Origin of the sequence: Chryseobacterium nakagawai (assembly GCF_900637665.1) — a bacterium.
Lineage (GTDB): Bacteria > Bacteroidota > Bacteroidia > Flavobacteriales > Weeksellaceae > Chryseobacterium > Chryseobacterium nakagawai.
In genome coordinates, this window is sequence record NZ_LR134386.1 from 2,943,960 (window position 1) to 2,957,727 (window position 13,768).

The 13,768-nt window shown below is 36.4% G+C and carries 9 protein-coding genes; 5 read left to right on the top strand and 4 right to left on the bottom strand.

The window, feature by feature from the left end:
• Positions 1-108: 108 nt before the first annotated feature.
• The 4 genes from EL260_RS13300 to EL260_RS13315 form a co-directional block, all read right to left on the bottom strand.
• Positions 109-2,340, bottom strand: a complete 2,232-nt coding sequence (locus EL260_RS13300; RefSeq protein ID WP_123855810.1) for a reprolysin-like metallopeptidase — start codon at positions 2,338-2,340, stop codon at positions 109-111.
• Positions 2,341-2,518: 178 nt separating this feature from the next.
• Positions 2,519-5,452, bottom strand: a complete 2,934-nt coding sequence (locus EL260_RS13305) for a reprolysin-like metallopeptidase (protein WP_123855811.1) — start codon at positions 5,450-5,452, stop codon at positions 2,519-2,521.
• A 204-nt stretch (positions 5,453-5,656) separates the two neighbouring features.
• Positions 5,657-6,154 carry a DinB family protein gene (locus EL260_RS13310; RefSeq protein ID WP_123855812.1) on the bottom strand — a complete coding sequence of 166 codons (498 nt, stop codon included), beginning with the start codon at positions 6,152-6,154 and terminating at the stop codon, positions 5,657-5,659.
• A gap of 17 nt (positions 6,155-6,171) precedes the next feature.
• The gene (locus EL260_RS13315; protein WP_123855813.1) at positions 6,172-7,311 is read right to left on the bottom strand and encodes an acyl-CoA dehydrogenase family protein; all 1,140 of its coding nucleotides are present in this window, start codon (positions 7,309-7,311) and stop codon (positions 6,172-6,174) included.
• Between the two features lie 192 nt (positions 7,312-7,503).
• On the opposite strand from EL260_RS13315, the gene EL260_RS13320 reads away from it, so the two are divergent.
• The 5 genes from EL260_RS13320 to purF all read left to right on the top strand — a co-directional run bounded on the left by EL260_RS13320 (position 7,504) and on the right by purF (position 13,545).
• Complete coding sequence (locus EL260_RS13320) at positions 7,504-9,423, top strand: endonuclease (RefSeq protein ID WP_123855814.1); 1,920 nt, start codon at positions 7,504-7,506, stop codon at positions 9,421-9,423.
• Between the two features lie 418 nt (positions 9,424-9,841).
• Positions 9,842-10,447 carry a SatD family protein gene (locus EL260_RS13325; RefSeq protein ID WP_123855815.1) on the top strand — a complete coding sequence of 202 codons (606 nt, stop codon included), beginning with the start codon at positions 9,842-9,844 and terminating at the stop codon, positions 10,445-10,447.
• A gap of 2 nt (positions 10,448-10,449) precedes the next feature.
• Entirely contained in the window at positions 10,450-11,145 is a 696-nt protein-coding gene (locus EL260_RS13330) for a DUF3307 domain-containing protein (protein ID WP_123855816.1), read from the top strand.
• 36 nt (positions 11,146-11,181) lie between these two features.
• Positions 11,182-11,904 carry a phosphoribosylaminoimidazolesuccinocarboxamide synthase gene (purC, locus tag EL260_RS13335; RefSeq protein WP_068943250.1) on the top strand — a complete coding sequence of 241 codons (723 nt, stop codon included), beginning with the start codon at positions 11,182-11,184 and terminating at the stop codon, positions 11,902-11,904.
• A gap of 141 nt (positions 11,905-12,045) precedes the next feature.
• Positions 12,046-13,545, top strand: a complete 1,500-nt coding sequence (purF, locus tag EL260_RS13340; protein ID WP_123855817.1) for an amidophosphoribosyltransferase — start codon at positions 12,046-12,048, stop codon at positions 13,543-13,545.
• Positions 13,546-13,768 lie beyond the last annotated feature (223 nt).

Consider the following 13,768-nt stretch of genomic DNA (forward strand, 5'->3'; position numbering starts at 1 on the left):
TTCAATGAATGTTAGCCTTTTAAATGATAATATATTTAAAATTGGTACAGGGATCAAATGAAAAAGACTACTCTTAGAGCAGTCTTTTTATTTATATTTGAATTGGATTTAGTTTTTAATGAACATTTTGGAGAATTTTTCAATCTGGATTACATAATTTCCTTTTACCAGCCTGCTTACATTCACCGTTCCATTTTGAAGAGAGCCTTCAATAACAAGCTTTCCGGACATATCATAGATTTTAAATCTTTCTGATCCTGTATTTGAAAGGGTTAAGATATCCTTCACCGGATTTGGATACAATTTAATTTCTGTAGAGCCTTTCAATTGAGTTTCCGATGTAGACAGCTCACTAGTAGTTACAGAAATATTAGCATTATTCACATCAAAGAAGATATGGTTGCTTCCTTTTACCATAATTCTTCCTGAATTGGTAGCAACATCCGGAATCAGGACAGCTTCCGAACCATCATTAGGAGTAGCCGCTAATAGAGTAGTCCAGGTATCTCCGTTATCTGTAGACCAAAGAATATCTACGTTGGCAGTATTGATATTATTGGAAGTTGTTCCAGCTACATCCCAAGTCACTGTTTGGGAAGTTCCTCCTACATAAGATACAGCATCATTCTGAGACGTAATAAGGAATGGTCCAGCAAGAGCATTAACCGTTATTTTAGCATCATCAGAATTGTTTCCTGCACCACCTAATTTATTATCCCTAACTGTAAATCTGAAATTCAGATCTCTTGAAACTGAAGATAGGGCTTCAACTCTTATCTCTTCTCCTCGGGTTTCTGTTGATCCTTTTAGAATACTACCCATTTGAGGGAAATATCTTATTGGTGAAGCTGTAGGTACCCATGATCTGAATGTTGGTCCGGCAGTTTTAGTAGCTGTAGCTACAGAATTACTTCCTGTTTGGGAAGAGGTTCCATTGTCCATCTGTTCCCAGATATAGGTAAGTGAATCTCCATCAGCATCAGTTCCTGAACCTGTCAGTACAAATGGTGTACTTTTAGGAATGGTATAGTCTGCTCCTGCATTGGCCGTAGGAATTGAATTTCCTGTAGGAGTATTTACAGAACAGGTGGTTGCTTTAATGGTATTGGTTATCTGTTCAATACTTCTGGCATGGAAAAAGGGATTTGAATTTTGTTGTACATTATAAGGGGAAACTCCTGCATATCCCATAATAGTAGATCCTGAACCTGGTTCTACAGGCTGTAGCCCAACTTGTGTAGTATATGAAAATGTATGGTTCCCTCCAAACTGGTGTCCCATTTCATGAGCGACAAAATCAATGTCAAAAGTATCACCTGAAGGGATACCGTTAGAAGGAGAAGTGTATCCACTTCCTTTATAATTTTCCGGATAAGTAGTTCCCATATAATTATAGGTTGACATATCATCACTGCATATACAGCCAATACATCCGGCATTTCCACCTCCACCAGTAGCACCAAATAAATGACCAATATCAAAATTGGCATTTCCTATTTTTGAACTTAAGTCATTCATAAGTTCAAAATTCCATTTGTTCATTTTATTGGATGGTGAAAAAGGATCAGTATTCGCATCAGTATAAATTATAGAATCATTATTAGGAATCAAGACCATTCTTGCGGCAAAGTCATTTTCAAAAATACCATTCACACGGGTTAATGTATTATTCATGGCTGCCAACGCCTGAGCTTTTGTTCCTCCAAAATAAGTTGCATATTCTCCCGTACAGGATAATGCAAGCCTATATGTCCTTAAAACAGCATCATCAGCATTTTTAGCGGTGTTCACATGAGAAGTTCCTTTTTGAGCTGATTCCAGTACTTTACATTCAAAATCATTCAGATCATTCTTTCTGTCAGAACGTTTATAAACAGCATAAGTAGAAAGGTCTTTAGTGTAAGGCTCAATAAAAACAGCTGATTTATCACCATAAATTTCCATAGAAGACAGGCCTAAAGGAGAAATACTGAAATAAACTGTTGAAGTTTTACCTTCTACTCCCTGGCCGATATAAGACTTAATATCCGGGTATTGAGCAGCCAGTTCAGGATCAAGATTTGAATTTTCTTTTACTATAAAGCGCTCCATCTTTCCCGATGAATTGGGAAGAGAAATAATAACCGATGATTTTTCCGTTGCTCTTTTGGGTGTTCTTGTCAACGCACTTTTCAATCCATTAATGTCCAGATGAAAAATTCTTGGATCATCAATACTTTTCATATTTTCTAAGACTAAAGATGAGTTTTGTTGAGTTTTTCTGGACCATAAACGATCCGTTTGTGCAAAAGAAACGCCAGATAATGCCAGCATCCCCATCATTAATAATTGTTTTTTCATGTTGCCGTGAATTCTTTTATATCATTCAAAACTACTGAAAATATTATTAAAATATTATTTTTCTTTAGAATAATTTAAAATAATAATTGAATAAAAAATACAACTCTCTGAATGTAAGTAAATAAAAAAACTGCTCTATAGTAGAGCAGTTTCACATCGTTTAAAATTTTTGTGGTGATTAGTTTTTAACAAATCGTTTTGAAATTTCTCCAATTTGAATCATATAAGCTCCTTTAATCAGATTGCTTACGTTCACAGACCCTCTCTGAAGTTTTCCTGAGTCAACAACTTTTCCACCCATATCAAATATTTTGTAATCTTCAGAAGTTGTATTGGAGATATACATGATATCTTTTACCGGGTTAGGGTATAATTTAATATCTGTAATCAGATCTTTCGTGTTAGAAAGTTCTCCTCTTCCTGAAGAAGTAATATTTACGGTATAATCTTCCACTTGCCCATAAGTGTAAGCCTCACAAGATGAAGTAGGAATTGTGCTGTATTTCATCATGACTCTCATTCTTGTTGCACCAAGAGTTGCTGTCGATGGAATAGTAACTGATCCTGTCACCGGACTTGTTGTGGAACCTGCTTTAGACCAAACAAGTTCGCCACTGTCTGCAAAGCTTCCGTTTCCGTTATAATCAATATACACTGCGTAAGCCTCATTATACTTCGTAGAAGTCCACGTAGGAGTAATAGAAAGTGTATAGGCACCTCCTCTTGTTACATTGGTAGAAATAGAGGTAAAGTCTTCATAACCTGCTGTTCCTGTTGAAGTATTGTTAATCGTTCCGAATTTTACATTACCGATTCTTTCATCAGCGGTATTGGATGCTGAAGCTGAACAGTAAGTTACATTTCCTCCACCAGCAAGTGTTGTAACGTTCACTGTATTACTTGAAGATGATGCATTACCTGCTGCATCTTTTGCTTTCACAGAGAAACTATAAGTAGTAGATGGAGTTAAACTTGTCACAGTATAAGTAGTGGAAGCTGTAGAACCGATTAATGAAGCTCCCAAATACACATCGTATCCTGTCACTCCTACATTGTCCGTGGCTCCTGACCAGGAAAGATTTGTACTTGTAGAAGTAGTTCCTGAAGCCGCAAGGGTTGGTGCTGTAGGAGCAATCGTATCAGGTGTTCCAGATCCTGCATTTACAGTAATATTGGCGTTATTTACATCAAAAAAAATGTGATTGGATCCTTTTACCATAAGTCTTCCTGTAGTAGTAGAAGAATTAGGAATTGTTACAGCTTGTGAACCATCATTAGGCGTTGCAGATAATAGGGTAGTCCATGTATTTCCGCTATCTGTAGACCAAAGAATATCCACATTGGCAGTGTTTACTCCATTTGCTGTAGTTCCTGCTACATCCCAAGTTACGGTTTGTGAACTTCCTCCTGCATAAGTAATTGCAGAGTTCTGAGAAGTAACCGCAAAAGGTCCTGCAGTACTGTTTACTGTAATTACAGCATCATCTGAATTGTTGCCTGAACCTCCAGCCTTGTTATCACGAACAGTAAATCTGAAGTTTAATGTTCTGGCTACAGAAGAAAGTGCTTCCACTGTAATTTCAGAACCTGCAGTAGTCGTAGCTCCAGTTAGAATAGATGCCATTCTTGGGAAATATCTAATAGGAACGGTTGTAGGTGTCCATGATCTGAAATTAGGTCCTGAAGCTTTGGTAGCACTTGCAGCAGAACTTGCTCCTGTTTGCGAAGAGGAAGCATTATCCATCTGTTCCCATACATAGGTTAAAGAATCACCATCTGCATCAGTTCCACTTCCGGTTAATACAAATGGAGTGCCTTTTGGAATCGTATAATCTAAACCTGCATTGGCTGTTGGAATAGAGTTTCCTGTATTTGTATTGACTGAACAGGTTTTAGCTTTAATATTATTGGTAATCTGCTGAATGCTTATTGCATGGAAAAATGCGTCAGAGTGTGGCTGAACATCCTGGCTGGTAATTCCCGCATATCCCATGATTGTTGATCCTGACCCTGGTTCCATATTAGCCCCCGTTCCTTCATTGCTCATTGAGAAAGTATGATTTCCACCGAACTGATGCCCCATTTCATGAGCTACATAATCGATATCAAAGTTATCTCCCGATGGAATGGCATCTGCAGGGGAAGTATAACCGCTTCCTTTTGAACCATTGGTACAAATACATCCGATACATCCAGCATTTCCACCACCACCGGTAGCCCCGAATAAGTGGCCGATATCATAATTAGCTTCTCCGATAACAGATGTCAGGGTACTTTGTAATTGGGAATTCCAGCTGCTCATTCCTGAGGCTGCAGAATAAGGATCTGTAGAAGCATTCGTATAAATTACAGCGTCATTGTTCGCAATAAGAACCATTCTTGCTGCGAAATCTTTTTCAAAAACACCATTGACACGAGTCATTGTGTTATTCATAGCAGCTAGAGCCTGAGCTTTTGTTCCACCAAAGTAAGCAGTGTATTCTCCTGTACAAGATAACGCTAATCTGAATGTTCTTAATTTTGCGTCGTCAGCGTTAGGTCTTGCAGCAATACTTGCATTGGATACTCCTTTTTTAGCAACATCTATTACTGTACATTCAAATTTACTAAGATCATCATTTTTGTCAGATTTTTTGTAAACAACATACGTAGAAAGATCTTTAGCATAAGGCTCAATGAAGACTGCTGATTTATCACCATAGATTTCCATGGATGATAGTCCTAATGAAGAAACGCTGAAATACACGGTTGAGTTAGGATCTTCAAGTCCCTGGCCTACATAAGATTTAATGTCTGGGTATTTGGCTGCTAATTCGGGAGTGAAGTTGGAATTTTCTTTGACTTTAAAGTTTTCCATTCTGCCATCAGAATTCGGAAAGGAAATGATGACTTCAGATTTTTCGCCAACTGCGAGTCTCTTTGGAGCTTTAGCTAAAGCATTTTTCAATCCATTGATATTCAAGCTGAATAGTTTGGGATTTCGGATGCTGGTTTTGTTTTCAAAAGGCTGTGAAGCTGTTCTTGAAACTTCCTGAGACCAAAGACGATCAGTCTGTGCGAAGGAAACTCCTGTAACAAGAAGCATCCCCAGTAGGGTTAGTTGTCTTTTCATATTAAATATTTGTTTTTATTATGGTATATCGAAATTAATAAAAATTATATTACGAAAAACAAAAATTTTTAAGAAAATTTTAGAACATACGTTCAATATATTATGCGATACATTGAATATATGTAAAACGATAATGTCTCAAAATGAAAAAATGACATGCATCAATTATGCATGTCATTTTTTATTAATTATAATAATTATCGGTTATCTTACATCATCAGCAGTGGGACCATAAAGTCCAGGAACTTTATTTCCAGTTGATCTTAAATAAACAACCAACTCGCCTCTGTGATGGTACAAATGATTATAAAGAAAACCTCTTACTACCTGAACTCTTGGAGAAGCAGGAAAAATTGCGTTTCCATTCACTTCCATCTTCCAATCATTAAAATAAGTGCTTTCATCAGAGTTTTCCAAAACCTTTTGTGCTTTAGCTACATTTTCTTCAAATTTTGCTACAATATTTTCAGCCTTGGAAATATCACCTTTATCATACTGATATTTACCCATGTCAAAGACATCCTGATTAAAGGTAGGGTCGTACCAGTTATAAACTTCTGCAATATGAGACGCCAGCTGACCGGTTGTCCAGTTTTTTTCGGACGGTTTCCAATCTAAAGCGCTGTCGGGGATTGCTTTCAAAATTTTTCTGGTGTTTTCAGCTTCGTGCAGAAATTCACCTAAAAGTGCCTGTTTAATCATTTGTATGAGGGTTAAAATTATTTTGTAATATCTCTTCCGATCACCAATCTTTGGATTTCAGAAGTTCCTTCACCAATCGTACAAAGCTTAGAGTCTCTGTAGAATTTTTCAGCAGGGAAATCTTTTGTATATCCGTAACCTCCAAAGATCTGAACACCATTATTAGCAATTCTTACACAAGCTTCAGAAGCATATAATTTCGCCATTGCTCCTTCCTTTGTCATTTTTTGCTTAGCATTTTTCAAGGTTGCTGCTCTTTGAATCAAAAGTTCTGCCGCATCAATTTCTGTTGCCATATCAGCCAGCATAAAATTAATGGCCTGAAATTCAGAAATTGATTTTCCAAACTGATGTCTTTCTTTAGCATATTTTAAAGCTGCTTTGTAAGCTCCTCTTGCAGTTCCTAAGCTTAATGCAGCGATAGAAATTCTACCTCCATCAAGAATTTTCATGGCCTGTTTGAAACCTTCACCTACTTCACCTAAACGGTGAGAATCCGGTACACGTACATTATCAAAAATTAATTCTGCGGTTTCAGAAGCACGCATTCCTAATTTATTTTCTTTTTTACCGGAAGTAAATCCAGGCATTCCTTTTTCTAATACAAAAGCGGTAGAGTTATTCTTAGCTCCTTTTTCACCTGTTCTGGTCATTACTACAGCAATATCACCTGAGATAGCATGAGTAATAAAGTTTTTAGCTCCACTGATGATCCAGTCATCACCATCTTTTACCGCAGTGGTAGACATCCCTCCTGAATCTGAACCAGTGTTGTGTTCCGTTAATCCCCAAGCTCCGATTACCTTTCCGGAAGCTAATTGAGGAAGCCACTTATGTCTCTGTTCTTCATTTCCAAACTCATAAATATGATTGGTACAAAGAGAGTTGTGCGCTGCTACAGAAAGCCCAATAGACGGGTCTACCTGAGAAATTTCATCCAGGATAGTAACATATTCGTGATAGCCTAAACCGGAACCTCCGTACTGCTCAGGAACTACAATTCCCATAAAGCCCATTTCTCCCAACTGGTGAAATAAGTCTTTTGGAAAAGTCTGGCTTTCATCCCACTCCATAATATTCGGTCGGATATTCTTTTCTGCAAATTCTCTAGCTGTCTCCGCTATCATTTTGATGTTGTCAATTGTCTCTGTATTCATATTGATAATAGTTAGTTCCCAAAGATAATTAAATTGACGGAATGCTAAAAAAAATTATCACATCCATAATATATATCATGTCAATATTTTAATTTCCAATTTTTTATATTTCAAAACTTAATGGTTTCTTAATAAGATATTCAAGCTTTTGCCTATTTTATTTTACTAATTTAGCTTCCCAATTTTTAAGGCATGAAAAAAATTCTACTTCCTATTTTACTGATTTCTTGTTATATTTCTGCGCAGGCTCCTGCCGGATATTATAATGGAACGGCCGGATTAACCGGCTATGCCCTGAAATCTAAGATTCATGATATTATTTCAGCAAAAATGGTCAACTGGCATTATGATGATCTTCCGAATCTTTATAATCAAACCGATCTAGATAAATATTATGATCACGACTCTTCGAACACAGAATATCTTTTGGATATTTATTCAGAAATTCCATCAGGACCAGATGCATATGAATATAAATCTAATCAAATGATATCTGGTGCCAATGCTGAAGGGTTGGGGTATAACAGGGAGCATATGATGCCTCAAAGCACATTCAGTACAAGCTCTAAAATCAGTGATTACCCAATGTATTCAGATCTGAATTTTATTATTCCTGCAGATGCCAGAATCAATCAATTGAGAAATAACTATCCTTATGGGATAGCAGGTACTACTAATTATTATACTTTTACTAATACTTCGAAGATATCTAAAGCAGCCATCCCTAATTATCCTTATGCAGGAAGAGTGTATGAACCTATTGATGAATTCAAAGGAGATGTTGCCAGAACATTGTTGTATTTTGCTGTTAGATATGAAGGTAAATTAGGCTCGTTTAATACAGCATACAGTACATCTGCAACCATAACCCCAGCTACAGACCAATGTCCGCTTGATGGAACGGAAGAAAGAGCAATTGATCTTCCTTATGTTGCGATGCTAAAGCAATGGAGTGCAATGGACCCTGTTTCACAGAGAGAAATCGATAGGAATAATGCAATATATGCCATACAGAAAAACAGAAATCCTTTCATTGATCATCCTGAATGGATTGACATGATCTGGTCTGAAACTCCGGATAATATTGCTCCTGCAGCTCCGCAATCTCTGGTTTCAACACAACAGAATGCTTATTTTGTCAATCTGAACTGGACTGCTTCTACGGATACAGATGTTTTAGGATACAGGATATATATGAATGACTCAACAACGCCTGTTGCTATTACAAAGGGGACTTCTATAACGATAGATCACCTGAGTCCGTCTACAACCTATACATTTACAGTAAAAGCTTTTGATAAGGGATATCTGGAATCTCCATTCAGTAATACTGCTACAGCTACCACTATTGCTTCAGACTCCTATGCTGCCGATCTTATGATCACAAAGTATATATCAGGAACCAATAATGTGGCCAATACTATTAAGAATAACGCACTGGAAATTGTAAATAAAACGGGACATGAAGTTAATTTAAATAACTACAGAATTAATATTCAACTTAAAAATAACACTTCAGGAGCTATTTATAATGCAGATACTTATGAATTGGAGGGAAAAATAGGAAATAACGAAATTTTTGTAATCCTGAATCCCAAAGCTACTTTATCATGTTATTCCAATGACCAGGCTAAATTTGTAACGGCTTCTGATCCTATGACTTTCAAGGGAGAGAATTATGTAGAGCTTGCTTATAATAAAACAATTACTGTAGATGCGATTGGTACAAAATACGTATCCAATAGCAATGGCAATGTTTCATTATATAGAAAAAGTACCATTAATCAACCTAATAGTACATTCAGTATCGGAGAATGGGACTCTTATCCATCCAATTATTGTCAAAACCTTGGAACATTATCTACTACAGAGCTTATTGCATCCAAGGATAAAAAATTAGGAATATATCCCAACCCTGTATATGATCGTCTTTTTGTAAATGGAGAAATTGAAAAAATCAAAACGGCCCAGATCATTGACTTCTCGGGAAAAGTGATCTTTACAGAGAAAGATCCGTTCAGAAACAAGAAAGATATTTCTGTTCAGGCAATTCCTACAGGAACCTATATTCTAAGACTGGATGATCATGTACAACAGTTTATTAAGAAATAGTAACTAATATTTTAATGATACCCAACCTAACAGGTTTTTGAAACCTGTTAGGTTTTATTTTTTTAGAGATCGTAGTCTTAATCCTGCCAGGGTTTGAAATCCCAGCGAGGATAATAGCCCTGATAGTAGCGGTTACCCCACAGCAAGCAATGGGAGAAGAGGGGAGCGAGGAGTATGAGCGGATAGCAGGAAACAGCTTCTCAAATAAAAAAACAGTAAAGAAATTGAGTTAATATTCAACTTCTCATGAAAATTTTTCATTTATTTTGTCTTTGTCTAATTTTTTAATTTCACTTAAAGTCTTAAAAGCCTTATGTTTACTGTATAATTGATATAAGCAGATTCACTAATAATCAATATCTATAAGTGTTTCTGCTTATATTTTTTATTTATAAGTAATTATGCTTATATTTGCAGGATGATAGCGGTCATTACCGGTGATATTATAAATTCACAGCATGCAGACACTGAAGTTTGGATTACCAAGCTTAAAAATCTTCTCGACACCTGGGGAAGCGCTCCTTACACATGGGAGATCTACCGGGGGGATGAATTTCAGTTTAAATGCAGTATTGACTCTGTTTTCTGGCATTTTCTAGCCATAAAATCACTTATTAAGAGTCAGGAAAATCTGGATGTAAGAATGGCCATAGGGATTGGAGAAGAAAGCTTTTCTTCTGAAAAGATCACCGAATCCAACGGTACCGCTTATGTAAATTCCGGACGACTTCTGAATGACTTGAAGAGTGATGGGCATACGGTGGCTATAAAAACATCAAACGATTCTGTAGACAGAGATCTCAATATTTTATTGAAATGGTCATCCAAAGATTTTGACAATTGGACTATGGCTACCTCTGAAATCATTCATGAAATGATTATGAATCAAGATATTACCCAGGAAGATCTTGCTAAAAGATTTGCTATTTCACAGTCTTCTATCAGCCAGAGACTGAAACGAGCCAACTATGAGCTCATCGTGGAAACCAATCAGTATTTTAGAAAGAAAATTTCAGAACTATAGGCATGATCTTTATTAAACTCATATTGGCACATCTACTCGGAGATTTTATACTTCAGCCAAATGCATGGGTTGCTGATAAGGAGAACTATAAACTGAAAAGTAAGTATTTATACTTTCATGTTCTGATTCACATTGTTTTAAACCTCATTCTTCTTTGGGATCTGGAGCTTTGGTGGGTGGCTATTTTAGTGGGAGTTACTCACTTCATCATTGATGCTGCTAAACTTAGCTTCCAAACTGTAAAAACAAAAAAAAGATGGTTTTTCATCGATCAGATGCTTCATGTCTTAGTGATTGCAGGAGTGTCATTCTATTTCGCTGAATATAATTTCGCCTTTTTACAAAATCAGGAATTTTTAAAGATACTTATGGCAGCTTTGTTTCTGACAACACCGGCTTCTATTTTTATCAAAATCCTGCTATCATCCTGGACACCTGCTCCGGATGGCCCCAATACGATCCAAACCGAATCTTTATCAAGTGCCGGAAAATATATCGGAATTTTAGAACGTCTGCTGGTATTTACCTTTATTATGGTGAATCACTGGGAAGGCGTAGGTTTCATGGTGGCTGCCAAATCTGTTTTCAGATTCAGCGACCTTGCACAGGCAAAACAGAGAAAACTTACGGAATATGTATTAATTGGTACATTGTTAAGTTTTGGACTGGCTGTCTTAACAGGAATAATAATAAAGTAAATCAATAAATCTAACTACAATTTAGAAAGTAAAATTATGAGTCAAAAGAAAGAAATGTTGTACGAGGGAAAAGCAAAACAAGTATTTGCTACCGATAATCCTGATGAAGTAGTAGTACGTTTCAAAGACGATGCTACAGCATTTAACGCTCAAAAGAAAGGCCAGGTTGACCTTAAAGGAGAGATGAATAACGCCATCACAACCCTTATTTTTGAATATTTAAATGAAAAAGGAATCAAAACTCATTTCATTAAACAATTAGACGAAAGAGAGCAGTTGGTAAGAAAAGTATCTATCATTCCTTTGGAAATGGTGGTAAGAAACTACTCTGCGGGAAGCATGGCACAAAGATTAGGAGTGGAGGAAGGAATCAAATCGCCGGTAACCATCTTCGATATCTGCTATAAAAAAGACGAATTGGGAGATCCGCTTATCAATGATCACCACGCTGTTTTCTTAGGAGCTGCTACTTACGAAGAGCTTGATGAAATGTATGAATTAACATCAGACATTAATGAAATCCTTATCGACCTTTTTGATAAGATCAACATCATCCTGGTAGATTTCAAAATCGAATTAGGGAAAACTTCTGACGGGGAAATCATCTTAGCTGACGAAATTTCTCCTGATACTTGCAGACTTTGGGATAAAGATACCATGAAAAAGCTTGACAAAGATAGATTCAGAAGAGACTTAGGAGAAGTAACTGAGGCATATGTTGAAATTTACAACCGTCTTAAAAATCTTTTAAAGAAATAAGATTTCAGACACCAGATTTCAGATATCAGATGTTGGTACTGAAAATACTTTGTTAGTTAAAACAAAATTAAAATTTGAAGTTAGCTTTTAGTCTGAGATCTGAAATCTGACTTCTAAGATCTACAATTAGAAAAAATAGAAATGAAAAGTTTAGACATTCATAAAAGTGAATATTTAAAACAGTTTGAAAACCAGGTCTACGGAAGAAATCTCTTCAGAACTCAGGAAGAGGAAAGATTAGATGCTCCTAATGAAGAATGTGGAATCTTCGGACTCTATTCAGATGAAGATCTGGATACGTTTTCTCTTTCACAGTTCGGGCTTTTTGCATTACAGCACAGAGGCCAGGAAGCTTGTGGTATTTCCGTTTTAAAAGACGGAAGAATCACCAACATGAAAGATGAAGGATTGGTTTTAGACGTTTATAAAGACATTCAGGAACCTGAAGCTTTTATGGGAAATTCTGCAATTGGGCATACTCGTTATACCACTGCAGGAGATAAAAAGAAATATAACTTCCAGCCATTTTTCGCGAAAAACGAATATGACCAGATTATACTTTCTATAGCACACAACGGTAACCTTACCAATGCGAAAGAGTTAAAAAACGAATTAGAAGCTGAAGGTGTAGTTTTCAGAGCAACTTCCGATTCTGAGGTGATCTTAAGATTAATCCAGAAAAATCTTGATCTTGGGCTTCGTGGAGCCATTAAAGCTACTATGGAGAAGATTGAAGGAGCTTATTCCGTAGTAGGAATGACAAGAAATAAATTCTTCGCTTTCAGAGATTTCAATGGGATTCGTCCATTAGTTTTAGGAGCGATTAATGAAAATTCTTATGTAGTTGCTTCTGAATCTGTAGCATTAGATGCTGTAGGAGCTCAATATGTACGCGATATTCTTCCTGGAGAAATCATTTATACCAACGAAAATGAACCTGGAAAACTTCATTCTTATATGATGGATGAAGCCAAAGGAAAACAGAGAATCTGCTCTTTTGAATACATCTACTTCGCAAGACCTGACTCTACCTTAGAAAACATTAATGTTTATGAGATTAGAGAAAAATCGGGTGAAAAGATATGGGATCAAGCTCCTGTAGAAGCTGATTTGGTTATTGGGGTTCCGGATTCCGGAGTTCCTGCTGCCATCGGGTTTTCAAAAGCTTCAGGAATACCTTTCCGCCCTGTTTTAATTAAAAACAGATACATTGGAAGAAGTTTCATTGTTCCTACACAAGAAATGAGAGAAAGAGTAGTAAATCTTAAGCTTAATCCTATTATTTCAGAAATGAAAGATAAAAGGGTAGTTATTATTGATGACTCTATTGTTCGTGGAACAACATCTAAGAGGTTGGTTAAAATTTTAAAAGATGCAGGCGTAAAAGAGATTCACTTCAGAAGTGTTTCTCCACCCATTATTGCTCCATGTTATCTGGGAATTGATACTCCGTCAAAAGATGATCTGATCTCAGCAAACATGTCTACAGAAGAACTTAGAAACTATTTAGGAGTAGATTCTTTAGAGTTTTTAAGCATAGACAACCTAAAAGATATTTTAGGATCTTCTAATCACTGCTTTGGATGCTTTACAGAAGAATATCCGGTAGGAAAAGGAGAAGAGGTAGAACTATTTAATTAAAATATTTCTTACATATAATAGAGAGCCAGGTATTTACTATCTGGCTCTTTTTGTTGTATTATGTCATTCCGGGGAAATCTCAAGAATATTCATCTCGCTTCTCAGTATATTTGCCTCCATTCGGTCTGCTTTTTTTTCTCCAAAACGCCATAAAATGTAGCATAACCTTAATGTTCCGGTATTATAAAATACACCAGTAAGTTTTAATTTTATTAGATTAAAA